General features: G+C 70.1%; 25 protein-coding genes. 21 read left to right on the plus strand and 4 right to left on the minus strand.

Translation table 11 applies throughout. The features are described from left to right. The first annotated feature begins 48 nt into the window (after window positions 1–48). The 17 genes from uvrB to KUV85_RS04155 all read left to right on the plus strand — a co-directional run bounded on the left by uvrB (window position 49) and on the right by KUV85_RS04155 (window position 16,948). Window positions 49–2,196 carry an excinuclease ABC subunit UvrB gene (gene uvrB, locus KUV85_RS04075; protein WP_219961945.1) on the plus strand — a complete coding sequence of 716 codons (2,148 nt, stop codon included), beginning with the start codon at window positions 49–51 and terminating at the stop codon, window positions 2,194–2,196. A gap of 235 nt (window positions 2,197–2,431) precedes the next feature. Next, entirely contained in the window at window positions 2,432–3,154 is a 723-nt protein-coding gene (locus tag KUV85_RS04080) for an MlaE family ABC transporter permease (protein ID WP_425299396.1), read from the plus strand. Next, a complete protein-coding gene (locus tag KUV85_RS04085) occupies window positions 3,154–3,993 on the plus strand; it encodes an MlaE family ABC transporter permease (protein ID WP_219961947.1) in 840 nt (279 codons plus the stop codon). Before KUV85_RS04080 ends, KUV85_RS04085 begins: the two co-directional genes overlap by 1 nt. After that, complete coding sequence (locus KUV85_RS04090) at window positions 3,993–5,306, plus strand: MCE family protein (RefSeq protein ID WP_219961948.1); 1,314 nt, start codon at window positions 3,993–3,995, stop codon at window positions 5,304–5,306. The genes KUV85_RS04085 and KUV85_RS04090 overlap by 1 nt, the downstream gene beginning before the upstream one ends. Further along, a complete protein-coding gene (locus KUV85_RS04095) occupies window positions 5,303–6,433 on the plus strand; it encodes an MCE family protein (RefSeq protein ID WP_219961949.1) in 1,131 nt (376 codons plus the stop codon). The genes KUV85_RS04090 and KUV85_RS04095 overlap by 4 nt, the downstream gene beginning before the upstream one ends. Continuing rightward, complete coding sequence (locus KUV85_RS04100; RefSeq protein WP_219961950.1) at window positions 6,430–7,410, plus strand: MCE family protein; 981 nt, start codon at window positions 6,430–6,432, stop codon at window positions 7,408–7,410. Before KUV85_RS04095 ends, KUV85_RS04100 begins: the two co-directional genes overlap by 4 nt. Before the next feature lie 11 nt (window positions 7,411–7,421). Beyond that, window positions 7,422–8,648, plus strand: coding sequence for an MCE family protein (locus KUV85_RS04105; protein WP_219961951.1), 1,227 nt, complete (start codon window positions 7,422–7,424; stop codon window positions 8,646–8,648). Next, entirely contained in the window at window positions 8,645–9,979 is a 1,335-nt protein-coding gene (locus tag KUV85_RS04110) for an MCE family protein (protein WP_219961952.1), read from the plus strand. Before KUV85_RS04105 ends, KUV85_RS04110 begins: the two co-directional genes overlap by 4 nt. Further along, complete coding sequence (locus KUV85_RS04115) at window positions 9,976–11,250, plus strand: MlaD family protein (protein ID WP_219961953.1); 1,275 nt, start codon at window positions 9,976–9,978, stop codon at window positions 11,248–11,250. The genes KUV85_RS04110 and KUV85_RS04115 overlap by 4 nt, the downstream gene beginning before the upstream one ends. Continuing rightward, complete coding sequence (locus KUV85_RS04120) at window positions 11,247–11,843, plus strand: hypothetical protein (RefSeq protein ID WP_219961954.1); 597 nt, start codon at window positions 11,247–11,249, stop codon at window positions 11,841–11,843. The genes KUV85_RS04115 and KUV85_RS04120 overlap by 4 nt, the downstream gene beginning before the upstream one ends. Window positions 11,844–11,853: 10 nt before the next feature. Then, a complete protein-coding gene (locus tag KUV85_RS04125) occupies window positions 11,854–12,771 on the plus strand; it encodes a hypothetical protein (protein WP_219961955.1) in 918 nt (305 codons plus the stop codon). A gap of 53 nt (window positions 12,772–12,824) precedes the next feature. Further along, the gene (locus KUV85_RS04130; protein WP_219961956.1) at window positions 12,825–13,787 is read left to right on the plus strand and encodes an NAD(P)/FAD-dependent oxidoreductase; all 963 of its coding nucleotides are present in this window, start codon (window positions 12,825–12,827) and stop codon (window positions 13,785–13,787) included. A gap of 2 nt (window positions 13,788–13,789) precedes the next feature. Beyond that, window positions 13,790–14,257, plus strand: coding sequence for a pyridoxamine 5'-phosphate oxidase family protein (locus tag KUV85_RS04135; RefSeq protein WP_219961957.1), 468 nt, complete (start codon window positions 13,790–13,792; stop codon window positions 14,255–14,257). A 10-nt stretch (window positions 14,258–14,267) separates the two neighbouring features. Then, window positions 14,268–14,471 carry a ferredoxin gene (locus KUV85_RS04140; protein WP_219961958.1) on the plus strand — a complete coding sequence of 68 codons (204 nt, stop codon included), beginning with the start codon at window positions 14,268–14,270 and terminating at the stop codon, window positions 14,469–14,471. After that, complete coding sequence (locus KUV85_RS04145; protein WP_219961959.1) at window positions 14,468–15,367, plus strand: 3-oxoacyl-ACP reductase; 900 nt, start codon at window positions 14,468–14,470, stop codon at window positions 15,365–15,367. The genes KUV85_RS04140 and KUV85_RS04145 overlap by 4 nt, the downstream gene beginning before the upstream one ends. A 26-nt stretch (window positions 15,368–15,393) precedes the next feature. Continuing rightward, the gene (locus tag KUV85_RS04150) at window positions 15,394–16,149 is read left to right on the plus strand and encodes a glucose 1-dehydrogenase (protein WP_219961960.1); all 756 of its coding nucleotides are present in this window, start codon (window positions 15,394–15,396) and stop codon (window positions 16,147–16,149) included. Window positions 16,150–16,195: 46 nt separating this feature from the next. Beyond that, window positions 16,196–16,948, plus strand: a complete 753-nt coding sequence (locus tag KUV85_RS04155) for a glucose 1-dehydrogenase (RefSeq protein ID WP_219961961.1) — start codon at window positions 16,196–16,198, stop codon at window positions 16,946–16,948. 15 nt (window positions 16,949–16,963) lie between these two features. Here KUV85_RS04155 and KUV85_RS04160 read toward each other — a convergent pair whose 3' ends face one another. Beyond that, window positions 16,964–17,572 (minus strand): TetR family transcriptional regulator, encoded by a 609-nt coding sequence (locus KUV85_RS04160; protein WP_219961962.1) that lies wholly within the window; start codon window positions 17,570–17,572, stop codon window positions 16,964–16,966. Window positions 17,573–17,790: 218 nt separating this feature from the next. On the opposite strand from KUV85_RS04160, the gene KUV85_RS04165 reads away from it, so the two are divergent. The 3 genes from KUV85_RS04165 to KUV85_RS04175 are packed head-to-tail and all read left to right on the plus strand — an operon-like array spanning window position 17,791 to window position 20,952. After that, window positions 17,791–19,059, plus strand: a complete 1,269-nt coding sequence (locus KUV85_RS04165; RefSeq protein ID WP_219961963.1) for a glycosyltransferase family 4 protein — start codon at window positions 17,791–17,793, stop codon at window positions 19,057–19,059. Between the two features lies 1 nt (window position 19,060). Beyond that, window positions 19,061–19,807: a class I SAM-dependent methyltransferase gene (locus KUV85_RS04170; protein WP_219961964.1), complete on the plus strand. Its 747-nt coding sequence runs from the start codon at window positions 19,061–19,063 to the stop codon at window positions 19,805–19,807. Next, window positions 19,804–20,952 (plus strand): hypothetical protein, encoded by a 1,149-nt coding sequence (locus tag KUV85_RS04175; protein ID WP_219961965.1) that lies wholly within the window; start codon window positions 19,804–19,806, stop codon window positions 20,950–20,952. Before KUV85_RS04170 ends, KUV85_RS04175 begins: the two co-directional genes overlap by 4 nt. Window positions 20,953–20,956: 4 nt before the next feature. Here KUV85_RS04175 and KUV85_RS04180 read toward each other — a convergent pair whose 3' ends face one another. After that, window positions 20,957–21,595, minus strand: a complete 639-nt coding sequence (locus tag KUV85_RS04180; protein ID WP_219961966.1) for a class I SAM-dependent methyltransferase — start codon at window positions 21,593–21,595, stop codon at window positions 20,957–20,959. Between the two features lie 96 nt (window positions 21,596–21,691). Here KUV85_RS04180 and KUV85_RS04185 point away from each other — a divergent pair, with 96 nt between their 5' ends. After that, window positions 21,692–23,686: an acyl-CoA dehydrogenase gene (locus KUV85_RS04185; protein ID WP_219961967.1), complete on the plus strand. Its 1,995-nt coding sequence runs from the start codon at window positions 21,692–21,694 to the stop codon at window positions 23,684–23,686. Window positions 23,687–23,700: 14 nt separating this feature from the next. Here KUV85_RS04185 and KUV85_RS04190 read toward each other — a convergent pair whose 3' ends face one another. Then, window positions 23,701–24,486, minus strand: a complete 786-nt coding sequence (locus KUV85_RS04190; RefSeq protein ID WP_219961968.1) for an enoyl-CoA hydratase/isomerase family protein — start codon at window positions 24,484–24,486, stop codon at window positions 23,701–23,703. After that, window positions 24,483–25,739 (minus strand): alpha/beta hydrolase, encoded by a 1,257-nt coding sequence (locus KUV85_RS04195; protein ID WP_219961969.1) that lies wholly within the window; start codon window positions 25,737–25,739, stop codon window positions 24,483–24,485. The genes KUV85_RS04190 and KUV85_RS04195 overlap by 4 nt, the downstream gene beginning before the upstream one ends. Window positions 25,740–25,754: the final 15 nt, after the last annotated feature.

Here is a 25,754-nt window from a genome sequence, read left to right on the forward strand (position 1 = left end):
CTGCGCCTCTCCCGCAACCCTGTCGGTGGCCCCTCGTAGGCTCGGACCATGCGTCCCGTCACCGACCTCGAGCGCCGCGTCGCCCCGTTCCGGGTGGAGTCCGACTACGAGCCCTCCGGCGACCAGCCGACGGCCATCGCCGAGATCAGCCGACGCATCAGCGACGGCGCGCGCGACGTCGTGCTCCTCGGCGCCACCGGCACCGGCAAGACGGCGACGGTTGCCTGGGTCGCCGAGCAGCTGCAGCGGCCGGTGCTGGTGCTGCAGCCCAACAAGACGCTGGCCGCGCAGTTCGCCAACGAGCTGCGGCACCTGTTCCCGCAGAACGCGGTGGAGTACTTCGTCTCCTACTACGACTACTACCAACCCGAGGCCTACGTCCCGCAGACCGACACCTACATCGAGAAGGATTCCTCGATCAACGAGGAGGTCGAACGGCTGCGCCACAGCGCGACCAACAGCCTGCTGACCCGCCGCGACGCCATCGTCGTCTCGACCGTGTCCTGCATCTACGGCCTCGGCACCCCGCAGGAGTACGTCGACCGCATGGTGCGCCTCCGGGTGGGAGAGGAGCACGACCGCGACCAGGTGCTCCGCCGGCTGGTCGAGATCCAGTACACCCGCAACGACATGAGCTTCACCCGCGGGACCTTCCGCGTGCGCGGTGACACGCTCGAGATCTTCCCGGTCTATGAGGAGATGGCGGTCCGGATCGAGTTCTTCGGTGACGAGATCGAGCGGCTCATGACGCTGCACCCGATCACCGGTGAGGTGCTGACCGAGGACGAGGAGCTCTACATCTTCCCGGCGAGCCACTACGTCGCCGGGCCGGAGCGCATGGAACGCGCCATCGCCGGCATCGAGGCCGAGCTGGCCGACCAGCTCGCGACCTTCGAGCGGCAGGGCAAGATGCTGGAGGCCCAGCGGCTGCGCATGCGCACCACCTACGACATCGAGATGATGCGCCAGGTCGGGAGCTGCTCGGGCATCGAGAACTACTCGATGCACATCGACGGTCGTGAGCACGGCAGCGCACCCAACTGCCTGCTGGACTACTTCCCCGAGGACTTCGTGCTGGTCATCGACGAGTCCCACGTCGCGGTGCCGCAGATCGGCGGCATGTACGAGGGTGACATGTCCCGCAAGCGCAACCTGGTCGACCACGGGTTCCGGCTGCCGAGCGCGATGGACAACCGGCCGCTGCGGTGGGAGGAGTTCCTCGAGCGCATCGGGCAGACCATCTACCTCTCGGCCACGCCCGGCGACTACGAGCTGGACAAGGTGCACGGCGACGTCGTCGAGCAGATCATCCGCCCGACCGGTCTGGTCGACCCCGAGGTCGTCATCAAGTCGACCAAGGGGCAGATCGACGACCTCATCCACGAGATCCGCACCCGCACCGAGCGCAACGAGCGAGTGCTGGTCACCACGCTGACCAAGAAGATGTCGGAGGACCTGACCGACTACCTCCTCGACGCCGGCATCAACACCCGCTACCTCCACTCCGAGGTCGACACGCTCCAGCGCGTCGAGCTGCTGCGGGACCTTCGCCTGGGCGCCTACGACGTGCTGGTCGGCATCAACCTGCTGCGCGAGGGCCTGGACCTGCCGGAGGTGTCGCTGGTCGCGATCCTCGACGCCGACAAGGAGGGCTTCCTGCGGTCGGACAAGTCGCTGATCCAGACCATCGGCCGTGCCGCCCGCAACGTGTCCGGGCAGGTCCACATGTACGCCGACCAAATCACCCCGTCGATGGAGTCGGCGATCGAGGAGACCAACCGTCGTCGCGAGGCCCAGATCGAGTTCAACGAGCGTCACGGGATCGACCCGCAGCCGCTGCGGAAGAAGATCGCCGACATCACCGACATGCTCGCGAGGGAGGACGAGGCCACCCAGGCGCTGCTCCAGACCTGGGCCGACGTGGGCCAGAAGGGCCGCGCCGGCGGCGTGAAGCCCAGCGAGAAGGCCGACCAGCCCGGACAGCCGGTCCCGACGTTGGGGCACCGGGCGGGGGAGTCCGCGGGCGCCGAGCTCGCCGGCATGCCCAGCGCCGACCTCGCCGACCTGATCCAGGACCTCACCGAGCAGATGCGCGCGGCCGCGGGGGAGCTGCAGTTCGAGTTGGCGGCTCGCCTGCGCGACGAGATCGGTGACCTCCGCAAGGAGCTGAACCAGATGATTGAGGCGACCAAGTGAGCGGCCGCGCCGAGCGCTTCCTTCCCTGACCCACGAGCACCCGACCTCCCGCGACGGCGTGACCATCGCCACTCCTGGCTCGTTGTGCCGGGTGTCACGGTCTCGCGACGTGGCATGTTGGTTTGGCCAGAATGAGAACACGTTCTAGTATGACGTGACTCACAGCCGAGGGGAGGTTCGCGACGTGCCTGTCAGCGCCATGACCGTGGTCAAGGGGCCGGGTGAGCTCGCGCTGATGACGGCCGAGGTCACCAAGCGGATCTTCACGCGTCCCTTCCAGGTGCGCGAGTTCCTCGAGCAGGCGTGGTTCGTCACCAGCGTCACCCTGCTGCCCACGATCCTGGTCTCGATCCCCTTCGGCGCGGTGATCTCGCTGCAGGTCGGCAGCCTCACCGGCCAGCTCGGCGCCCAGTCCTTCGCCGGCGCGACGGCGGTGCTCGCCACGGTGCGCGAGGCAGCCCCGATCGCCGCGGCGATGATCATCGCCGGTGCGGCCGGCTCGGCGATCTGCTCCGACCTCGGTGCGCGCAAGATCCGCGAGGAGATCGATGCCATGGAGGTCCTGGGCATCGACCCACTGGAACGCCTGGTCGCACCGCGCGTCGTGGCCACCATGTTCGTCGCGGTGATGATCAACGGCATCGTCATCGGCGCCGGTATCGGCGGTGGGTACTTCTTCTCCGTCATCGTCCAGGGCGGATCGGCCGGGGCGTTCCTGGCGAACTTCGCCACCCTCGCCTCCCTGCCCGACCTCTACATCGCGATGGTCAAGGCCCTCGTCTTCGGCTGGCTCGCGGCGATCGTGGGTGCCTACAAGGGGCTCAACGCCGGAGGAGGACCCAGCGGCGTGGGGCGCGCGGTGAACGAGACCGTGATCGTGGCGTTCATGCTGCTGTTCCTGCTCAACGCGGTGATCACCGCGATCTACTTCCAGGTCGTCCCGCCGGTGGGTATCTGATGTCGTTGGTCACCGAGCTGGCCGGCGGAGCGGTCAAGAGCAGTCGACGCAGCGTCGAGACCTACGGCGACCAGTTCCTGTTCTACGCCAAGGCGTTGCTGTGGGTCCCGCGCGCGATGAAGCGGTACCCGCGCGAGGTGTGGAACACCTTGGCCGACGTCGCGTTCGGCACCGGCGGACTGAGCCTCATCGCCGGCTCGGCCGGCGTGATCGCGTTCATGTCCTTCTTCGCCGGCACCGAGGTGGGCATCCAGGGCTACGCCTCGTTGAGCCAGATCGGCGTGGCCAAGTTCAGTGCCTTCATCTCCGCCTACTTCAACACCCGCGAGGTGGCGCCGCTGGTCTCGGCCATCGCCCTCGCCGCGACGGTCGGCTGCGGCTACACCGCCCGTCTGGGCGCGATGCGGATCTCGGAGGAGATCGACGCGCTCGAGGTGATGGCCGTGCCCTCGTTGCCGTACCTGGTCACCACCCGGATGATCGCGGCGTTCATCGCGGTGATCCCGCTCTACATCGTCGCGCTGTCGGCGTCCTACCTCTCGCCGCGACTGATCGTGACGATGATCTACGGCCAGTCGGCGGGCACCTACGACCACTACTTCCTGCAGTTCCTGCCGCCGGTGGACATGCTGTGGTCCTTCGTGAAGCTGTTGGTCCTGGCCGTCGCCGTGATCCTGATCCACTGCTACTACGGCTACACCGCCTCCGGTGGACCCGCCGGTGTCGGCCGCGCGGTGGGGCAGGCGATCCGCTCCTCGATCGTGACGATCGTGGTCGCCAACTTCTTCATGAGCTTTGCCATCTGGGGTTCCACCACCACGGTGAGGATCACCGGCTGATGCTCGTCAACATCCATCACGACTCGCCGCGCGAGCACACGCGCCTCTTCGTCGCCGGCGTCGCCTTCCTGCTCTCCATCGCGCTGCTCATCTGGTTCTCCATCGCGCTGTACAACAAGGAGTTCACCGACGCGACCCGTGTCACGGTGCAGGCGGAGCGGGCGGGCCTCCAGCTGGCCAAGTTCGGCGACGTGCGCCTCAACGGTGCTCGCGTCGGCTACGTGGAGGCCGTGGGCCAGAACGGCGAGAACGCCGAGATCACCGTGGCACTGGAGCCCGCGGCAGCCGAGGAGATCCCCGGCAACGTCGAGGTGGACATCCTCCCGACGACCCTGTTCGGCCAGAAGTTCATCGCCTTCGTCCGGCCGGACGTCCCGGCCGGACGGCTCGGTGACGGCGACGTGATCCCCCTGGAGCGGGTGGAGACCAACGTCGAGCTCAGCCGCATCCTCAACGACCTGTTCCCGCTGCTGCGCGCGGTGCGGCCGGCCGACCTCAACGCCACCCTCGGCGCGCTGGCCCAGGCGCTGGAGGGCCGTGGCGAGCAGATCGGCCAGACGATGGACCAGCTGGAGTCCTACCTGGGCGAGCTCAACGACCAGTTGCCGACCCTGCGCGAGGACCTCATCGCGCTGGCCGACGTCGCCGACGCCTACGACCTCGCGGCGCCGGACCTGCTCGACGCCCTGGACAACGTCACCGTCACGGCCAAGACGGTCGTGGAGAAGCGCGACGACCTCGACACCTTCTTCTCCGACATCGCCGGGCTCTCGCGCACCAGCACGCGCGTGCTCGCCGACAACGAGCAGAACCTGATCCGCATGGGCGAGGTCACCGCACCGGTCCTCCAGCTCCTGGCGGAGTACTCCCCGGAGTTCCCGTGCCTGATCCGCGGCGCGGCCAACTACGAGCCGATCCTGTCCAAGACCTTCGAGAACGACTGGGTCAAGCAGTACATCGAGCTCTTCACCCCGCAGTACCGCGCGTGGGACGAGCGTGACCTCCCCACCTACGGCGAGGTCGGCCACGGGCCCTGGTGCGCCGGACTGCCGGGCTTCCAGGTCCCGGCCACCCCGCGACCGCTGGACCAGGGCACCAACCAGGACGAGATCTCGCCGTCGGCCATCCCGAACTTCGGACTGTTCGACCCGATCGGCGACATCGAGAGCGGCACTGCGGGCACCAACGCCGATCAGCGCGTGCTCAACGCGATGCTCGCCGGCGCCAACGGCCACGAGGAGCCCGAGACCTACGGCGCACTCGGCTCCCTGCTCTACGGCCCCGTCGTGCGTGAGGGGAGGAGCGCGGAATGAGCAGGAACACCGCCCTGGCGGCGGAGATGAGCGACACCCGGCACCTGCGCAACCGCCGCAACGCGGTGACCATCGCGGCCGCCATCAAGCTCGGTGTGTTCACGGTCGTCTCGGTGCTGGTCACCGGACTGCTGGCCGTGATCATGGGCAACATCGGCTTCGGCGAGCGCGGCGAGTACGAAGCCGTCTTCAGCAACGCCACCATGCTCGAGGAGGGCGACGACGTCCGTGTCGCCGGCGTCAACGTCGGCGAGGTCAGCGCGGTCGAGCACCACGAACGGTCCCGGGCGCTGGTGCGGTTCACCGTCGAGGCCGGCGTGGAGATGACCACCGCCAGCCGAGCCGAGGTGCGCTTCCTCAACCTGGTCGGCGACCGTTACCTGGCCGTGCTCGAGGGCAACGGGGCGGAGTCCGCGGAGACCCTGGCCGACGGTGGTCGGCTCCCGATCTCCAACACCAAGCCGGCGCTGAACCTGACGGTGCTCTTCGACGGCTTCAAGCCGCTGTTCCAGGCGCTCACGCCCGAACAGGTCAACGAGCTGAGCATGAACCTCGTCCAGGTGCTGCAGGGAGAGGGCGGCACGATCAGCAACCTGCTGCAGCACACCGCATCGCTCACCAACACCCTCGCCGACCGTGACCAGCTCATCGGCGAGGTCGTGGGCAACCTGACCGAGACGCTCGACACGGTCGACCAACGCCGCGAGCAGCTGAGCAGCCTGATCGTCGAGCTCAAGAACTGGATGCGCAGCCTGGCCAAGGACCGCGACACGATCGGGTCGTCGCTGGACAACATCTCCGACCTCTCCGTCGTGCTGGAGGACCTGATCCGCGAGGGCCGCCCGCTGGTCAAGGAGGACATCGACGCCCTCTACGAGCTCTCGGAGCTGCTGACGCGCGACAAGAACAAGAAGGAGTTCGCCGGCCTGTTGGACCGACTGCCCGAGGTCATGAACGACCAGGCACGCACGGGCACCTACGGGTCCTGGTACCAGTACTACATCTGCGCGGCATCGGTGCGGATCACGCTCCCGCTCATCGGCAACCAGCCGATCATCTCCGACCTGCAGGACTACATCGACGAGTTCTCCTTCCGGTCGACCGCGGAGAGGTGTGAGCGCCCGTGAGCCGCTCCCGTGACGCGAAGGTGGTCCGCTACGGCGTCGTGGCCCTGGTGGTCATGGCGCTGGTCTCGGCGGCCACCTTCAACCTGTCGAAATTCCCCGGGTTCCGGGGGACCACGTACTACGCCGAGTTCAGCGACGCGAGCGGCTTGCGCAAGGGCAACGTCGTCCAGGTGGGTGGCATCCGGGTGGGCCGCGTCGACGACATCCGGTTGGTCGGTTCCAAGGTGGAGGTGAAGTTCGAGATCGACGGTGACGTCGATTTCGGTCCCGACAGCCAGGCGTCGGTCGAGGTCTACAACCTGCTGGGCGAGAAGTTCATGGACCTGGCGCCGGACGAGGAGGGGCAGCTCGAGGCCGGCGGCACGATCCCGCTGGAGAACACCGAGGCGGCCTACGACATCGTCGCCGCCTTCGGCGACCTCACCGAGACCACCGAGGCGATCGACACCGAGCAGCTGAGCAAGGCGCTCAACGTGGTCGGCGAGACGCTGAACGAGACCGCCCCCGAGATCGAGGCGGCCTTCGACGGGATCTCCCGGCTCTCCCGCAGCGTCGCGTCCCGCGATGAGGAGATCCAGCAGCTCTTCCGGTCCTCGCAGCGGGTCAGCAAGGTGCTCGAGGCCCGCAGCGACGACATCGTGAAGCTGATGGAGCATGCCGACCTGGTCTTCAAGGAGCTGCGCAAGCGCCGGCAGTCCGTCCACGACCTGCTCGTCAACGCGCGGTCCTTGGGCGCGGAGCTTCGCGGGCTGGTCAAGGACAACGAGAAGCAGATCGGTCCCGCCCTCGCCGAGGTCGACGACCTGACGTCCTTCCTGGTCACCAAGAAGCAGCAGCTCAAGGACGTGCTGGCCGAGCTCGGTCCCTACGTCTCGATCCTGTCCCACATCCTCGGCACCGGGCCGTGGTTCGACGCCTATGCAGCCAACCTGCTGGCCATCCCGACCGGTGAGTTCGTCCCAGGGTTCCCGGAGTGATGGCCATGGTGATGACCGTGATTCGACGCATCGACCGACGCCTGCTCGTCGGGCTGGTCGTCCTGCTGCTCGTGGCCGCCGCGGTCAACGTGTTCCGGTCGCCTGCGGAGACCAAGACGGTCACGGCACACTTCCCACGCGCGGTGAGCGTGTACGACGGCACCGACGTCCGCATCCTCGGCGTCACCGTCGGTGAGGTGACCGCCGTCATCCCCGAGGGCAACTCGGTGCGGGTCGACATGGAGTACGACGCCTCCTACGACGTCCCCGCCGACGCCAAGGCCGCGGTCGTCACGCCCACGCTGGTCGCGGACCGCTTCGTCCAGCTGACCCCGGTCTACACCGAGGGCGCCGTCATGGCCGACGGCGCCGACATCCCGTTGCCCGACAGCGGGGTACCGGTCGAGCTGGACCGGATCTACCAGAGCCTGCAGACCCTCACCCGCGCCCTGGGGCCGAACGGCGTCAACGCCGACGGCGCGCTCAACAACGTGCTCAAGGCCGGCCAGAAGGCCCTCAAGGGCCAAGGGACACGCGGCAACACGATGATCCGCGAGCTCTCGGCCGCGGCCGAGACCTTCGGTGAGGGTGCCGGGCCGCTGTTCGAGACCGTCACGCAGCTCGCCGAGTTCACCGAGGTGCTCGCCGACAACGACGAGCTGGTCCGCGCGTTCAGCGAGGACCTCACCGGCGTCACGGACCTGCTCGCGGACGAGAGCGACGAGCTCGATGCCGCGGTCAAGGAGCTGGCGCGCGCCGTGGGCAGCGTCGAGCGGTTCGTGGGCGACAATCGCGAGGCCCTGGTCAAGGACGTCGAGCAGCTCACCGACGTGATGCACACCATCGCCTCGGAGGAGGACAACCTGCGCACCGCCGTCGAGATCGCACCGGTCGCGCTGGGCAACCTCCATGCGAGCTTCGACCACCTCAGCGGCTCGCAGAACTCCCGCATCGGCATCGGCGGCAACATCTGGTCCGTCGACGGGTTCCTCTGCGGCCTGGTGCAGCAGGCCCCCGGCATGCCGCGGGCGCTGAAGGACACCACCTGCCAGCTGTTCAAGCAGCTGCTGGAGCCCATCGCCAAGCAGCTCGGGTGGCTGCCGCCGGAGTACGCGTCGTACCTCCCGCAGCAGACCGGTGCGGACCAGGACGCGCCACGGGTGCCGGACAACCAGTCGGTCTACTACGACACCGGCGAGGACACCGACATGGGCTCGCTGCTCGGAGGTGGCGAATGATTGCGCGACGGATGCGGGCCGCGGTCGCGATCGTGGCCGGGGCACTCCTGCTCACCGCCTGCGACTTCGACGGCGCCTACGACCTGCCGCTGCCCGGGCACCCGGTGGACACCGACAAGACCTTCGAGGTGACCGCCGACTTCGACGACGTCCTCAACGTCGTGCCGCGCTCGCCGGTGATGGTCGACGACGTCACTGTCGGTGAGGTGACCGAGGTCGACCGGATCGGCTGGAACGCACGGGTCACCATGATCATCCGCGAGGACATCGAGCTGCCCGACAACGCCGTTGCCGACATCCGGCAGGTCTCGCTGCTGGGGGAGAAGTACGTCGCGCTGGAGGCGCCCACGCGCCAGGTCTCGACCAACCTGCTCGGGTCCGGCGACCACATCCCGCTCGCCGCCACGGGCCGCAACCCCGAGGTCGAGGAGGTGCTGGGCGCCCTCGCCTCCCTGCTGAGCGGTGGTGGCGTCGCCCAGCTGGGGACCATCACCAGGGAGGCCAACGCAGTGATGTCGGGCCGCGAGGACCGGCTGCGGTCCCTGCTGTCCTCGCTGGAGGGCGTCGTCGGCACCGTGGACGAGCAGAAGGGCGACATCATCCGCGCGATGGAGTCCATGAACAACCTGACCCGGACACTCAATGCCGAGAAGGACGTGATCGGTGACGCGCTGGACGCGACCGGACCGGCGGTGGAGGTGCTCGCCGACCAGCACGAGGAGCTCATCGACATGCTGGGGGCGCTGAACGAGCTCGGTCGGGTCGGCACCCGGGTGATCGAGGCGAGCAAGGAGGACGTGCTCTCCATCCTCGAGGACCTCGAGCCCGTGCTGCGCAAGCTGCGCGAGGCGGACGAGCAACTCGTCCCCGGCCTGAACCTGCTGGTGAGCTTCCCGTTCCCCGAGTCGGCCAACGACATCATCCAGGGCGACTACGCCGACACCATCGCCAAGGTGCAGGTCGACTTCGAGAACCTCTTCAAGACCCTCGGCCTGCCCGACATCCAGCTGCCGGCCCTCGACGAGGTGCTCGACCAGGTCGGCCTGTGCCTCTCCAGCGGCTCCCTGGGCAGCACGGCCTGCGCCGGTGTGGTGCAGGACCTCGACCTGCTCAAGGACCTGAAGTCGGAGTGCCAGAAGAAGCGCAACGGGCAGAAGCCGTTGTGCAACGTCGTGCTCGCGGTGCCGAACCTGGAGGACCTCCTCGGCGGCATCGTCGGTGGCGGGGGCAACGGCGGCGGGCTGCTCGGCTTCCTCGGCAGCTCCGTCGAGGACTCCCAGGAGCCGCCCGCGACGTCGCGGGAGTCCCTGCTCGGGGCGGTGGCGTCATGACGCGCGGGGTGAAGGTCCGGCTGGTCGCCTTCGTCGTGCTCAGTGCGCTGGGGATCCTCTACGTCACGGCGAGCTACCTCGGCGTCGTCGACAAGGTCACCGGCCGCGAGATCCTGGTCAGCGCCAGCCTTCCCGGATCCGGCGGACTCTTCGAGGGCAGCGAGGTCACCTACCGTGGCGTCAAGATCGGCAAGGTGACCCAGATGTCGCCGACCGAGGACGGCGTCGACGTCGACATGGTCCTCGAGCCCGGCACGGAGCTGCCGGTCGACTCGGCCGTGCGCGTGCACAACCTCTCGGCGGTCGGGGAGCAGTACCTCGACTTCCAGCCCTCCGCCGACGAGGCGCCGTACGCCGAGGACGGGACGCGTTTCGAGGGCGACGAGGACACGTTGCCGGTCGACGAGGCGGACCTGCTGGTCGACCTCGACGCCTTCGTGAACTCGGTGGACAAGCAGAGCCTGCGCGACGTGGTCAAGGAGCTCGGCCTGCTCTTCGACGACACCGGAGCGGACCTGCAGCGGCTGCTGGACAACGGGAGCGCGTTCATCGACGAGGCGTCCGCCCACACCGACGAGACCGTCTCACTGCTGGAGAACGGGCTCACCGTGCTGCGCACCCAGCAGGACCAGCAGGAGAACATCCGCAAGTTCGCCGCCGACCTCAGCACCGTCACGCGGACCCTGCGGGACAACGACCGTCAGCTGCGCACGATCCTGTCGGCCACGCCCGGGGCGGCCCGCGAGTTCGAGACCTTGCTGGAGCAGCTCGAGCCGACGATCCCGGTGCTGCTGGGCGACCTGATCACGGTCGACCAAGTGCTGCTCGCCGAGATCGACGGCATCGAGCAGCTCCTCGTCAGCTATCCGGCGCTGCTCAGCGCTGGTCCGACCGGGAGCACGTCCGACGGATTCGGCCACATCAACCTGCAGTTCGACTACAGCGTGCCGCCCTGCACCGAGGGCTACCTGCCGCTCGAGCAGTGGCGTGAGCCCAGCGAGACCAACGACGTGCCGCGCTTCAACGCCGAGTGCACCTCACCGCCGCCGTACCAGATGCGGGGCCCGAAGCGCGTCCCGGCCGAACAGCGACGCGGCAACGTGTCGCCCGAACGTGACTACAGTGTTCCCTACGACCCGGCCACCGGCCAGGTGCCGGGCCTGACGGACGGGGAGGGCAATCCGGTGCGCGTGGAGCAGCCGGAGAACCTCTCGGTGCTCGGAGGAGACGCATGGAAATGGCTGTTGGTGGGCCCGGTGGCGCGCAAGTGACGCAAGCGCGAGCCCGGCGACGCCTCAACCTCGGCCTCGCGCTCACCGCGGTGGTGTGCGCTGTCGTCGTCGGGGCGGCAGCATTCTGGACCACACCGTGGGAGGGGTCCGAGACGTCCGGCTCCGGCGGTGACCTCTCCGGCCGCGCCGGGGTCTCCGTCGGCCCCGGCACCATCAGTGCGGTGCGGACCTCGGAGGAGGAGGTCCAGGAGCGGACTGCGGCGCAGCTCGAGGCCGCCACCAAGATGGTCACTGCCTTCAACAACCTCAACCACGAGGACGTCGACGCCACCCTCGACGCGGTGCGCTCGATGTCCACCGGTGACTTCCTCGAGCAGTTCAACGCCGGTGCCAAGGGACTCCAGAAGGGGCTGCGACAGGCCGAGTCGACGCTGCGCTCGGAGGTGGTGTGGGCCGGTCTGGTCGCCGGGGACGAGGACTCGGCGACGGTCATCCTCGCCGTCGAGGGCGTGGTCGCGAATCGCGCCACCGAGTTCGAGCAGCAGGCCCGGCAGTACCGCATCCAGGTCGAGCTGCTCCTCGAGGACGGCCGGTGGCTGACCAACGACCTCCAGTACGTCTCGATGGTGTGAGGAGCGAGCCATGACCCAGCCCCCACGCCGCCGACCCGCCAGTTCCCGCACCACGGGTGCGCGCCCCCGCAAGATCGCCGGGCGACCGACGAGCCCCGCTGGCCCTGCCCAGGACGACGGACCGGTCAGCGAGGCCGGGACCGACAGTGCCGAGGAGCAGTCCCAGCAGTCGGGCCCCGGTGACCCCGCGCCGGCCTGGCTGGTGGCGGTCGAGGGCACCGAGACCGATGGCGGCGAACCTGCCGAGCGTGATGCGGACGGCTCCGGTGAGGACCCGCTCGCCAGCGAGCGGCTGACGGTGACGCTGCTCGGTGCCCTCGCCCTCGTGTTGGTCGCCGGGTTCGCACTGTCGGGACTGCTGATCTACCAACAGGTCTCGGGACCCGACGAAGGGGCCGCGGCGGAGGTGCCCGACGGCCAGATCGTGGTGCCGGACGGCCGCCCGGTCGTCGCCAACGAGCTGGCATGGCAGGAGGGCGTCGACGCGGCGGCCCAGGCCGCCAAGGAGATCGTCGCGGTCAACTACCAGGACTACGACACCGAGGTCGACGCCGCGGCGAAGCTGATGACCGACGAGTTCGCCACCACCTACCGGGAGACCGCCACCGACGTCCGTGACCAGGTCGTCGAGCGCAAGACGGTGGTCCAGGCCAACATCGCCGCCCAGGGCGTGGTGCGGGCGAACGAGACCGAGCTCCAGGCCCTGATCTTCCTCAACCAGTTCGTGCAGCGCGAGGACGAGGACGGCCCGACGAACGTCATCACGCCGTACAAGGTGCTGGTGACCATGGTGCACACCGACGCGGGGTGGTTCGTCGACAGCCTCGACACCGACGACCGGGCGCCGGCCACCGACGAGCAGCCACCGGCCACCGAGCCGGTGCCCTCGCCCTCCGGGGAGACCTCGCCCGGGACCGACGAGGAGTAGTCCACTGAATGGCGGGTGACCCGATGGCAACTAGAACACGTTACAGTTCTCGTGTGGAGTGCGATCTCGTCGTCGTGGGGGCCGGGCCGACCGGCCTCTACGCCACCTACTACGCCGGCTTCCGTGGGCTCCGGGTCGCGGTGGTCGACTCCCTGCCCGAGCTCGGCGGTCAGGTGACGGCGATGTATCCCGAGAAGGACATCCTCGACGTCGCCGGGTTCCCGCGGGTGCTGGGCCGCGACCTCGTCGCCGGACTGGTGGCCCAGGCCAAGAGTGCCGGCCCCACCTACCTGCTGGACCGCACCGCCACCGAGCTCGCCGTCGACGACGACGGCCTCACCCTCGAGCTGGACGACGGCACTGCGATCCGCGCCGGCGCGATGATCATCACCGCAGGCATCGGTCGGTTCAGCCCACGGCCGCTGGCGGCCGGCGACGGCTGGCTCGGCAGGGGCCTGGAGTTCTTCGTCCCGAGTTTCGACCCCTACATCGGCAAGGACGTCGTCGTGGTCGGCGGGGGCGACAGCGCGTTCGACTGGGCCCAGCACCTGGAGCCGATCGCCCGGTCCGTCACCCTGGTCCACCGCCGCGACCGGTTCCGCGCCCACCAGCGCACCGTCGACCAGGTCCAGGCGTCCTCGGTGGAGATCCTCACCAACGCCCAGGTCGCCCGGATCGGCGGCGCCGACGTCGTCACCGAGGTCGACATCGAGGTCGACGGCGAGACCGTCACTCGACCGGCACAGGCCGTCATCGCGGCGCTGGGCTTCCTCGCCGACCTCGGTCCACTGCAGGAGTGGGGGATCGAGGCCAACAAGCGCCACCTCGTGGTCGACTCGGCGATGCGGACGAACCTGCCGCGCGTGTTCGCAGCCGGCGACATCACCGACTACCCGGGCAAGGTCCGCCTGATCGCGGTCGGCTTCGGAGAGGCTGCGACCGCGGTCAACAACGCCGCCGTGGTCATCGACCCCGATGCCCACGTCTTTCCCGGACACTCCTCGGAGGGCAACTGACCATGGCGAGCAACCGCGACGCAGTGAAGCTCAGCGACGACGAGATCGCTGCGATGCTCGACGACAACCTGAAGGTGCAGGTGGCCAGCAACGGCCACGACGGCGTACCGCACCTGACGACGCTGTTCTACATCGTCGACGAGGGCCGCATCGCGTTCTGGACCTACGGCCGCAGCCAGAAGGTCCGCAACCTCGAGCGCGACCCGCGGGTCAGCGCGCTGGTCGAGGACGGCGTCGACTACTTCGAGCTGCGCGGCATCTCCATCACCGGTCGCGCGGAGATCGTGCGGGACCCGGACCGGATCCGCGACATCGGCGCCCGTGTCGCGACGCGGATGGTCGGCGCCGAGTCCTTCGAGGCACTCGGCGAGCTCGGCAGGGAGACCGTTGAGAAGCAGGCAACCAAACGCGTGGCCGTCGTGATCCACCCCGATCGCGTCGCCACCTGGGACCACCGCAAGCTCGTCTGAGGAGGACGACATGAGGATCAAGGTCGACTTCGACCTGTGCGAGTCGAACGGACTGTGCGAGGCGATGGCGCCCGACGTCTTCGAGCTCGACGACGACGACTTCCTGCAGCTGCACACCGAGCAGACCACCGCGGACAACATCGATGCGGTCAACCAGGCGGTCGCCGCCTGCCCGCGCGCCGCGATCAGCCTGGTGGAGGACGACGAGTCGTGAGCGAGACCACGCTGGACGGCCGGGTCGCCGTCGTCACCGGAGCAGGAGCGGGCCTGGGACGTGCCGAGGCCCTGGCGCTCGCCGAGGCCGGCGCCAAGGTCGTCCTCAACGACCTCCCCGGCGCTGCCGACGACGCTGCCGAGGAGATCCGTGGCCGGGGTGGCGAGGTCGCCGTGGTCGCCGGAGACGTGAGTGAGTCCAGCACGGCCACCGCGTTGATGGAGGCTGCCGTCGACGGCTTCGGCGGCCTCGACGTCGTCGTCAACAACGCCGGCATGACCCGCGACCGGATGCTGTTCAACATGTCCGACGAGGAGTTCGACGCGGTCATCGCGGTCCACCTCCGCGGCCACTTCCTGCTCTCGCGCAACGCGGCGTCGTACTGGCGGCAACGCGCCAAGGAGAACGACGGGCAGGTCTACGGCAGCGTGGTCAACACCGCTTCCGAGGCGTTCCTGGGGGGATCCCCGGGCCAGCCGAACTACGCCGCCGCCAAGGGTGGCATTGCCGCGCTGACCCTCTCGACCGCCCGGGGCCTGTCGCGCATCGGGGTGCGTGCCAACGCGATCTGCCCCCGTGCACGCACCGCGATGACGGCCCAGGTCTTCGGTGAGGACACCTCCGGACGCACGGTCGACCCGTACTCACCCGAGCACGTCGCGCCGCTGGTCGCCTACCTCGCCTCACCCGCGGCCGAGCGCGTCACCGGTCAGGTGTTCGTCGTCTACGGCGGCATGGTCGCCGTCGTCGCCGCGCCGGTGGTCGAGCAGCGCTTCGACGCCTCGGCAGAGGTCTGGACCGCCGACGATCTCGACAAGCAGCTCGGCGGGTTCTTCGCCGATCGCGATCCCCACGTCGGCTTCGCTGCCGACTCGATCATGCAACTGACCGTCTGAGCGCGGTCCCGAACAGGAGAACCACCATGGGTCGACTTGACCACAAGGTCGCCATCGTCACCGGCGGAGCCCAGGGTCAGGGTGCGGGCATCGTCCGCGCCTTCGTCGCGGAGGGCGCCCGCGTCGCCATCGCCGACATCGCCAAGGACGAGGGTCAGGCCTTGGCCGACGAGCTCGGAGACGCGGCGCGATTCGTGCACCACGACGTCAGTGACCCCGCCTCCTGGACGGCATTGGTCGAGGACACCGCGGAGCGGCTCGGGCCGGTCACGGTGCTGGCCAACAACGCCGGGATCCTGCGCTTCGGTGACCTCGCGGACGCCTCGCTGGCCGACACCGAGCTGATGTGGCGGGTCAACCAGCTCGGCACCTTCCTCGGGATGCAGGCCGTGCGGCAGTCGATGGTCGACGCCGGTGGTGGGTCGATCATCAACGCCTCCTCGGTCGAAGGACTCGCCGGGATGGCCTCCTGCACGGGATACGCCGCGACGAAGTGGGCCATCCGTGGCATGACGAAGTGCGCCGCGATGGAGCTCGGACCCCGCGGCATCCGAGTGAACTCGGTGCACCCCGGCATGATCGACACCCCGATGACGCGCGTGCACGGGGGCGACGTCGCGATGGAGTACGGCGCCTCGAAGGTCGCCCTCGGACGCGTGGGGTACCCCGAGGACATCGCGCCGCTCTACGTCTACCTCGCCTCCGACGAGTCCGGCTACGTCAACGGGGCCGAGATCGCCATCGACGGCGGCGTGACGGCAACCCACGCGTTCGGCGGCTGATCGTGCCGGCCCGCCGCGGTGCCGTGGGACCTCCCGGAGGTCGGCCGTGGGGCGCGTGACCGGGAAGGTCGCGCTGATCAGTGGCGGCGCGCGGGGTATCGGCGCCGCCAGTGCCCGGATGCTGGTGGCCGAGGGTGCGCGGGTGGTGATCGGTGACCTCCTCGACGGGGAGGGAGCCGAGCTGGCGGCGGAGCTGTCTGCCGGGTCGGGCCGGGACGCCGCCCGCTACGTGCACCTGGACGTGACGCGGGCCGAGGACTGGCGTGCGGCGGTCGACGCGACCGTGGCGGCGTTCGGCAGGCTCGACGTGCTGTTCAACAACGCCGGCATCGTCGACGGGGCGCCGATCAACCGCTACCCGGAGGCGCAGTGGCAGCAGGTCCTCGACGTCAACCTGACCGGGCCGTTCCTGGGCATCCGTGCCGCGACCGACGCCCTCGTGGCGGCCGGAGGTGGGTCGATCATCAACACCTCCTCGATCGAGGGCCTGCGGGGCAGCCCGTGGACCCACGGCTACGTCGCCTCGAAGTGGGGGCTGCGCGGACTGACCAAGTCCGTCGCCATGGAACTGGCCGAGCACGGCATTCGCGTCAACTCACTGCACCCGGGGTTGATCCGGACCGCGATCACCGACGGCATCCCCGACGACCTGATCCCGATTCCCCTGGGGCGGCCGGGCCGGCCGGAGGACGTGGCGAGCTTCGTGGTCTTCCTGGCCAGCGAGGAGTCCTCCTACGCCACGGGCTCGGAGTTCGTGATCGACGGCGGCACTGTCACCCAGGTCCCGCACCGGACGTGAGCGGTGGCGGGGGACTCAGCGCAGGACGAGCCGGACCGCGGTGTCCATGTGGGCTGCGGTCTCGTTGGCGGTGGAGCGTCCGGTGACCCAGCCCACGAGGGCGGAGAGCCACACGTCGCCGATGACGCGAGCGATCGCGATGTCCTCGTCGGTGATGTCCTCATCGGTCGGGACGCCGCCGTGCATCGCATGGGTCACGATGGCGGTCATCGACATGCCCACGCCGTGGATCTCGTTGGCCACCGAGGCGTCGGCGAACATGAAGGCGCGCGTGAGCGCCTCGGTGAGCTGCGGGTCGCCCTGCATGCCGCGCGTGAGCCGCTTGAGCACGTGGATGACCCGATCGGCTGCGGTGTCACCGGGGATCGCCTTGGCGTTGAGGCGGTCGACGGCGGACTCGAACTCCCGCTGGAGTGCGGAGACGAGCAGGTGGATCTTGGAGGGGAAGTAGCGGTAGAGCGTCCCCAGGGCGACATCGGCCTGGTCGGCGACGGCGCGCATCTGCACGGCGTCGAACCCGCCCTCGCTCGCCAGCGCGTACGTCGCGTCGAGGATCCGCTTGCGGCGCTCCTGCTGTGCGCTCGAACCCGAGTCCTCGCCGGATGCCGGCTTGGTGATGGTCATGCTTCTCCCGTCCCGTCCCCACTGTGGTGCACCGGTCGGGACCCGCGGGGTTCGGCAGGTGGCCCGACACGGTTAGGCTACTAGCACGTAGCCTAGAATAGGAACACGTTCTACCCTTGAACGATCAGGTTGCCAGTTCGTTTGTTCGTCCCTCCTCCGTCCCGGAGCGCGGGCGCTACGACTCGAGGGGCACGGAGCCAGCGCCGGGAGGAGAAGCGATGCGGATCGCAATGCTGTCCTATCGCAGCAAGCCGCACGTCGGGGGGCAGGGGGTCTACCTGCGTCACCTGAGTCGCGAGTTGGTCCGCCTGGGCCACGAGGTCGAGGTGTTCTCGGGTCAGCCCTATCCGGACCTGGACGAGGGCGTGAGGCTGACCAAGGTGCCCAGCCTCGACCTCTACCGGGAGACCGACCCGTTCCGCGTACCCAAGCTGCGCGAGTTCCGCGACCTCACTGACGTGCAGGAGTTCGCCATCATGTGTGCCGCGGGCTTCCCCGAGCCCCGGACGTTCAGCCGCCGCATCGCGAAGGTGATGGCCGAGCGGCGCGACGACTTCGACGTCGTCCACGACAACCAGGTGCTGGGCCACGGCATGCTCGACATCTCCGACCCGGAGAAGGTCGACCTCCCGATGATCACCACGATCCACCACCCGATCACCTTCGACCGCCGCATCGACCTCAGCCAGACACGCAACCCGTGGCGCAAGGTGACCCTGCGTCGCTGGTACGGGTTCCTGCGGATGCAGGCGCACGTCGCCCGTCGGGTCCGGTGGATCCTCACCCCGAGCGAGGCGTCCAAGCGCGACATCGCCCGCGACTTCGGCGTCGACCCGGCCCGGATGCAGGTCATCCTGCTGGGCGTCAACGACAACTTCGTGCCGCCGACCAAGCCGCGGGTCCCGGGCCGAATCATGGCGATGGCCAGTGCCGATGCCCCGATGAAGGGGATCGCCACGCTCCTCGAGGCGTTCGCCAAGCTCCGCACCGAGCGCGACGTCGAACTCGTCCTGGTCACCCGCCCCGCGCCCGGTGGGCGCACCGAGAAGCTGATCGACGAGCTCGGCATCGCCCAGTCGGTGCGCTTCGCCAGCGGATTGAGCGACGACGAGCTCGTCGCGCTGATGGGCTCCGCCGAGGTGGCCTGCGTGCCGAGCCTCTACGAGGGCTTCTCGCTCCCCACGGCCGAGCTGATGGCGTGCGGCACCCCACTGGTGGTGAGCCGGGCGGGCGCGATCCCCGAGGTCGTCGGTCCCGACGGCGAGTGCGCCGACCAGGTCCCGCCCGGCGACGTCGGCGAGCTGTACGCCGCACTGACGCGGATGCTCGACGATCCTGAGCGCCGGGAGCGGATGGGCGTCGCCGGTCGTCGGCGGGTCGAGGAGATGTTCAGCTGGCGGGCGGTCGCGCAGAAGGTCGCGGCGGCGTACGAGCAGGTCATCGCGGACCACCGGTCCGCGGGTGCGGCCACCGAGGAGGAGCGCTGAGATGCTGACCGTCGACTTCGACCGGCTCGGGTTGCGTCCCGGCGACCGTGTGCTCGACATGGGTGCCGGGGCGGGACGCCACAGCTTCGAGATGTACCGCCGCGGCGCCGACGTCGTCGCCTTCGACCAGGACGGCGACGAGCTCGCCGGCGTCCTGGAGCTCTTCGGTGCCATGAAGGAGGCCGGCGAGGTACCCGCGGGGGCCAGCGCCGACATCAAGCAGGGCGACGCCCTCGCGCTGCCCTTCGCCGACGGTGAGTTCGACCGCATCGTCGCTGCCGAGGTCCTCGAGCACATCCCCAACGACGTCGCGGCGATCGAGGAGCTCATCCGGGTGCTGCGCCCCGGCGGTTCCCTCGCCGTCTCGGTGCCGCGCTGGCTTCCGGAGGTCGTCAACTGGCGCCTCTCCGCGGACTACCACAACGCGACCGGCGGCCACATCCGGATCTACACCGACCACGAGCTCATCGACAAGGTGACCAAGGGCGGCCGGGCCAACGACGGCACGCCGGGCACCGCGATGGTCTTCGACGGCAAGGACCACACCCACGGCCTGCACGCGCCGTACTGGTGGATCAAGTGCGCCGTGGGCGTGGAGAACGACGGACACCCGCTGGCGAAGGCCTACCACCAGCTCCTGGTGTGGGAGATCATGAAGAACCCGCTGCCGCTGCGGCTGGCCGGCCGGGTGCTCGACCCCCTCATCGGCAAGAGCATGGTGCTCTACTTCCACAAGGCGGCTGCGTGACGGCCCGTCGGTCCGAGGTGCCGCTGGCGCGGTTGCCCTACGTCGACGGGGTGCTGACCGCCGGTCAGGTGGCCGACACGGCGGCCTCGATCGCGGCGATGCAGGAGCCCCGCGGCGCCGTGCCCTGGACGACCGGCGAGCACGTCGACATCTGGAACCACGTCGAGGCCGCCATGGCGATGCTGGTCGGTGGTCAGGTCGAGGCCGCGGAACGGGCCTATGACTGGATCCCGACGATGCAGCGCAGTGACGGCTCCTTCCCGATGCAGATCGTCGACGGCGAGGTCACCGACGAGCGCGGTGAGGTCAACATGTCGGCCTACTTCGCCGTCGGCCTGTGGCATCACTGGCTGCTGCGCCGCGACATCCGCTTCATCGAGCGGCACTGGCCCGGTGTGCGCGCCGCCCTGGACTGGGTGATCTCCCTCCAGCAGCCCTTCGGCGGCATCTGGTGGACCCCGATCGACGAGTTCTGCCTGCTCACCGGCAACGCCAGCGTGCACCACTCGCTGCGTGCCGGGGTGGCCCTGGCCGACCTGATGGACGACCCGCAGCCGGAGTGGGAGCTGGCCGGCGGCCGGCTCGGCCATGCGGTACGCCGCCACCCGGACCTGTTCGCGGACAAGTCCAGCTACTCGATGGACTGGTACTACCCGGTGCTCGGTGGCGCGGTGCGCGGGCAGGCGGCGTACGACCTGCTCGCGATGCGGTGGGACGACTTCGTGGTGCCCGGCCTGGGCATCCACTGCGTCGACACCAACCCGTGGGTGACTGGCGCAGAGACGTGTGAGCTGGCGATGGCGCTCGACCTGATCGGCGACCAGCGCCGTGCGCTCCAGCTCTTCACCGACATGCAGCACCTGCGTGAGGGCGACGGTCGCTACTGGACCGGGTGGGTCTACGCCGACCCCCGGCGCCCGGCCCCGCCGGACGAGCCGGTCGACGTCCACTGGCCGGTCGAGCACACCACCTACACCGCGGCCGCGGTGGTGCTGGCCGCCGACGCGCTGGGGGAGACGTTCGGCCACAGCACGCCCGGTTCGGCGATCATGCGGGGCACCTCGCTCGCGGCACCCTTCGACGAGATCGGCCTGGAGTGCGGCTGCTCCGACGAGTACGCCAACTCCTCGCGCCAGCGCCCCTGACGGCTCAGGTGCGCCGCAGGACGCGCAGCGAACCGACGGCGTCGACCTCGACGAAACGGCCGGACGCGAGGGCGGGCAGGTAGATCTGCTCGTATGGCGGCCGGCCACCGTGTGCGGGGTCGGGGAAGACGTCGTGGACGGCGAGGAGGCCGCCGCGCATCACGTGCGGGGTCCACGCCTCGTAGTCGGTGCGCGCCGGTTCCTCGCCGTGGCCGCCGTCGATGAAGAGCAGGGACAGCGGCGTGGTCCAGTGGCGAGCGACCGTCGCGGAGCGTCCCAGGACGGCGACCACGTGGTCCTCCAGGTCGGCGTCGGCGATCGTGCTGCGGAACGTGGGGAGGGTGTCCATCAGCCCCGTGGTCGGGTCGACGAGGGTGGTGTCGTGGTGCTCCCAGCCGGCCTGGTTCTCCTCCGAGCCGCGGTGGTGGTCGACGGTGAAGACGACCGCTCGCTCGTCCACCTCCCGGGCCGCGGCGCCCAGCCAGATCGCGGACTTGCCGCAGTAGGTGCCGACCTCCAGTGCGGGTCCGTGGGGGAGGCGTTCGCGTGCGATGCGGTGGAGGGCCGCGCCCTCGTCCTCGGGCATGAAGCCCTTCGCGGCGCGGGCGTGGGCGAGCAGGTCCTCGGGCATCGTGTCGGACACGGCACCAGTCTAGTAAAGTGGAACGTGTTCTAGTCGAGCCCTCCGGTGGTGGCGCCGCGAGGCTGCCCGCGACGGGGCCCGAGACCGAGGAGACGCATGTCGATCGCACTGAGCGAGGAGCAGGTCGAGCTGGCGGCGAGCCTGCGGAAGTGGGCCGCCGGTCTCGGTGGCGTCGAGGCGGCGCGGTCCGCGGAGGGCAAGGCCGACGCCGACTTCGGCGACGCCTGGGCGGCCGTGGTCGACATGGGTGTGGCCGCCATCGCCGTGCCCGAGGACGCCGGTGGCGGGGGCGGCAGCCTGCTCGACCAGGCGGTCGCGCTCGAGGCGTGCGCCCACGAGCTCCTGCCCTCCGGTCTGCTCGGCGCGGCCATCGGGTCCGCGCTGACCGGCCGACCGGGCCGCTACGGCGTCCAGGTCCACCCCGGTGGCGCGCTCTGGGACGGCGGCGCCGCCACCGACCACATCCTGCTCGCGGGCGCCGCGGCCGGCACGGCGACGCTCGGGCTGGACCTCACCGCACGCCACGCCACGACCACCGGCGGGGGCGAGGATGACCCGCAGCGGCGGCGTACGGCGATCACGCTGGCGGCCGCCGAGGCGTCCGGTGTGGCGCGCTGGTGCCTGGAGACCGCGGTCGCCCACGCCAAGGTCCGTGAGCAGTTCGGCCGGCCCATCGGCAGCTTCCAGGCCGTGAAGCACCTGTGTGCGCAGATGCTCGAGACCGCCGAGGCCGTCACCGCTGCCGCCTGGGACGCGGCCTCCGCCGCCGACCGCGACGACGCCGAGCAGTGGGGGTTCGCGGTCGACGTCGCGCAGGCCACCTGCTTCGAGGGCGCCGTAGGGGTGGCGCAGGACTGCATCCAGGTGCTGGGTGGCATCGGCTTCACCTTCGAGCACGACGCCCACCTCTACCTCCGACGGGCGATGTCGCTGCGAGCGCTCGTCGGCGACGCCGACCTCGCGGCCGAGCGCCTCACGGCTGCCGCCGCTGCCGGCGTACGCCGCCGCGTGGCCCTCGACCTCGACGGCCGCGACGACGCGGTCCGGGGCGACGTGCGCGCCACCGTCGAGCGGATCGCCGGCCTTGCGGAGGAGCAGCGGCGGGCGGCACTGGTCGCCACGGGCTACCTGACCCCCCACTGGCCGCGACCCGCGGGACTCGCCGCCGACCCGGTGACCCAGGTGGTCATCGACCAGGAGCTCGACCGTGCCGGCGTGCAGCGGCCCGACCTGGTCATCGCCGGTTGGGCCTTGCCCACGATCCTGGAGCATGGCACCGATGCCCAGCGCGAGCGGTTCGTCGAGCCGTCACTCCACGGTGACCTGGTGTGGTGCCAGCTCTTCTCCGAGCCCGGGTCGGGCTCGGACCTGGCGTCGCTGCGCACGCGCGCGGAGCGGGTCGACGGCGGCTGGCGGCTGACCGGCCAGAAGGTGTGGACGTCGATGGCCGAGCGGGCCGACTGGGCGATCTGCCTGGCGCGGACCGATCCCGACGCCCCGGCCCACCGCGGCATCACCTACTTCGTCGTGGACATGCGCACCGCCGGCATCGAGGTGCGGCCACTGCGGGAGATCACCGGCGAGGCGCTGTTCAACGAGGTCTTCCTCGACGGCGTGTTCGTGCCCGACGACTGCGTCGTCGCCGAGCCCGGGGACGGGTGGCGACTGGCGCGCACCACCCTGGCGAACGAGCGGGTGGCGATGGCCACTGCCCGACTGGACAAGAGCGTGGAGCGGGCGGTCGAGCTCGCGAGCGGCGACCTCGGTGCCACCGAACGGGTCCGGGTGGGCCGTGCCGTCGCGCTGGCGACCGTGTGCGGCCTGCTCGGGGTGCGGACGACACTCCGCGCCCTGGACGGGCGCGGCCCCGGTGCCGAGTCCAGCGTGGCCAAGCTGCTGGGCGTCCGCAGCCGGCAGGACGCCTCGGACCTCGTGGTGGACCTCCAGCGCGACCGGGTCGCGCTCGGCGACCCCGACGTGCAGGCCGACGTCTGGGAGGCGCTCAACACCCGCTGCCTCTCGATCGCCGGTGGCACCACGCAGATCCTGCGCAACGTGGCCGGCGAGCGGATCCTCGGCCTGCCGCGGTAGCCGGTCGCGCGGACTCAGGCGCCGGGCACGTCGCCGAAGTCCGGCTCGCGGCCCTCCGCGAACGCACGCAGGGCCTCGGCGTTGGCAGGGCCACCCATCAGCTCGGCGAACCAGGCGTTCTCCCGGTCCCGCGCCTCGGCGATCGCAGCACGCTGCGGCGCGGTGATCGCCTCCTTGACCGCGACGAGACTGGAGACGGGGCGCCGCGCGAGCGTGGCCGCCTGCTCGTGCGCGGCGGCGAGCAGGTCATCGGGGGCGCACAGCTGCCGGACGAGGCCGACCGCAAGGGCGTCCTCGGCGGAGATCCATTCGGCGGAGAGCAGGATCCAGCTCGCCGCCTGGCGACCGAGCAGCTGCGGGAACAGCAGGCTCGACGCCGCCTCCGGTGCGACACCGAGGCTGGTGAAGGGGCACTTGAACCGCGCCGTTGTCGAGGCGAGGGCGAGGTCGGCGAAGCCGAGGATCGTGCAGCCGATGCCGAGCCCGAGGCCGTTCACGGCGATCACGAGCGGCTTGGGGAACTCCACCAAAGCGTCAACCAGGCCGAGGAAGCCGTGCTCGCCGGGCACGAAGTCGGGGTTCGTGGTCCGCTCGGCCATCTCGGCCAGGTCGGTGCCCGCCGAGAACGCCCGCCCCGTCCCGGTGAGGAGTACGACGGCCACCTCCGGGTCGCCGGCTGCCGCGCGCAGGCACTCGGTCGTCTCGTCGTACATCGCCTCGTTGAAGGCGTTGAGTGCCTCGGGGCGGTCGAGGGTGAGCGTGCGCACCCGGTCGCGATCGGCGACCTGCACCAGGGTCATCGCGCCTGCTCCGCGCGCGCCACGGCCTGGGAGGTGCGGTGGTGCCAGGTGAGGTAGCGGTCGACCGCCCGCAACAGGTGAGTCGAGCGGATCGAGGGGAAGATGTCGAAGGCGTGCTGGGCGCCACCGAACTCGGCGTAGGTCACCGACTTCTGCGACACCGCGCGCAGGCGCTCCGCGAACGCGCGTGCCTGGCCGACGGGGACCAGCGTGTCGTGGGCGCCGTGGATGACGAAGAAGTCCGGTGCGTCCGGGGTGATCCGCAGCAGGGGAGAGGCCGCCTCGAAGGCCTCCGGCTCCGTGGCGGGGTCCCGTTGCAGGATCCGGCGGGCCAGGAAGGTGTCGCGCAGGAGTTCGGCGCTGCGCAGGCCCGTCGCGCCCGCGAAGTCATAGACGCCGTAGTGCGGGACGGCGACCTGGACGGTCGTGTCGGCGTCCTCGAAGCCGGGCTGCCAGACCGGGTCGTTCGGGGTCAGCGCCGCCAGCGAGCTCAGGTGCCCACCGGCCGACCCGCCGGTGATCGCGACGTAGGTGGGGTCGCCGCCGTAGTCGGCGATGTTGTCCTTCACCCACGCCAGCGCCCGCTTGACGTCGATGATCTGTGCCGGCCACGGGTGTCGTGGCGCGAGGCGGTAGTTGATCGTGACGCAGACCCAGCCCTTGGCGGCCATGCGCGCCAGCAGGGGCAGCGCCTGCTGCTCCTTGTTGCCGATCGTCCAGCCGCCGCCGTGCACCTGCAGCAACACCGGCGCGCCGGCCGCGGGTGCGGGGGTCGCGGTGTAGACGTCGAGGCGGTGGCGGGTGGGGTGCTCGCCGTAGGGGACGTCCCGGTGGACCTGGACGCCCAGGCTCCGTCGCCGGCGCTCGAAGCTGAACGGCGAGGCGATCGTGGCCAGCGGCAGTCGCAGGTCCTCGTCCGCGGGAGGGTCGAGCAGCGTCTCGTGGTCGGGACCCAGCCCGCTCGACAGCGCGGTGGAGACCTCCTGGCGCGAGCGGGTGCTGCGTGCCACCAGGTAGGCCAGCCCGGCGATGTTGGCACCGGCCACGAGCATGCCGGCCGGCGTGGCCCGGCGGCGCAGCACCTGGCTCGCCGCGTCGGCGGTGGCGGCCCCGAGCAGGTGGGGAGCGAGCTCGTCGGTGAGCCAGCCGGCGAAGAACGCCGGGATCCCGGTGCGGAAGCCCGGGAGGGGGCGGATCGCGTTGGCGGTCAACGCCGCGAAGGCGGCCTGGCGGAGCGCGAAGCGTGGTCTCACGGTCAGGACACTACT

It is taken from the genome of Nocardioides panacisoli (assembly GCF_019448235.1).
Classification (GTDB): domain Bacteria; phylum Actinomycetota; class Actinomycetes; order Propionibacteriales; family Nocardioidaceae; genus Nocardioides; species Nocardioides panacisoli_A.

Coding starts and splice junctions, on each gene's coding strand:
- KUV85_RS04135 (WP_219961957.1), top strand. CDS start 13,790: ATGGCGAGCAACCGCGACGCAGTGAAGCTCAGCGACGACGAGATCGCT.
- KUV85_RS04085 (WP_219961947.1), top strand. CDS start 3,154: ATGTCGTTGGTCACCGAGCTGGCCGGCGGAGCGGTCAAGAGCAGTCGA.
- KUV85_RS04170 (WP_219961964.1), top strand. CDS start 19,061: ATGCTGACCGTCGACTTCGACCGGCTCGGGTTGCGTCCCGGCGACCGT.
- uvrB (WP_219961945.1), top strand. CDS start 49: ATGCGTCCCGTCACCGACCTCGAGCGCCGCGTCGCCCCGTTCCGGGTG.
- KUV85_RS04090 (WP_219961948.1), top strand. CDS start 3,993: ATGCTCGTCAACATCCATCACGACTCGCCGCGCGAGCACACGCGCCTC.
- KUV85_RS04165 (WP_219961963.1), top strand. CDS start 17,791: ATGCGGATCGCAATGCTGTCCTATCGCAGCAAGCCGCACGTCGGGGGG.
- KUV85_RS04095 (WP_219961949.1), top strand. CDS start 5,303: ATGAGCAGGAACACCGCCCTGGCGGCGGAGATGAGCGACACCCGGCAC.
- KUV85_RS04080 (WP_425299396.1), top strand. CDS start 2,432: ATGACGGCCGAGGTCACCAAGCGGATCTTCACGCGTCCCTTCCAGGTG.
- KUV85_RS04115 (WP_219961953.1), top strand. CDS start 9,976: ATGACGCGCGGGGTGAAGGTCCGGCTGGTCGCCTTCGTCGTGCTCAGT.
- KUV85_RS04105 (WP_219961951.1), top strand. CDS start 7,422: ATGACCGTGATTCGACGCATCGACCGACGCCTGCTCGTCGGGCTGGTC.
- KUV85_RS04185 (WP_219961967.1), top strand. CDS start 21,692: ATGTCGATCGCACTGAGCGAGGAGCAGGTCGAGCTGGCGGCGAGCCTG.
- KUV85_RS04110 (WP_219961952.1), top strand. CDS start 8,645: ATGATTGCGCGACGGATGCGGGCCGCGGTCGCGATCGTGGCCGGGGCA.
- KUV85_RS04150 (WP_219961960.1), top strand. CDS start 15,394: ATGGGTCGACTTGACCACAAGGTCGCCATCGTCACCGGCGGAGCCCAG.
- KUV85_RS04125 (WP_219961955.1), top strand. CDS start 11,854: ATGACCCAGCCCCCACGCCGCCGACCCGCCAGTTCCCGCACCACGGGT.
- KUV85_RS04140 (WP_219961958.1), top strand. CDS start 14,268: ATGAGGATCAAGGTCGACTTCGACCTGTGCGAGTCGAACGGACTGTGC.
- KUV85_RS04190 (WP_219961968.1), bottom strand. CDS start 24,486: ATGACCCTGGTGCAGGTCGCCGATCGCGACCGGGTGCGCACGCTCACC.
- KUV85_RS04160 (WP_219961962.1), bottom strand. CDS start 17,572: ATGACCATCACCAAGCCGGCATCCGGCGAGGACTCGGGTTCGAGCGCA.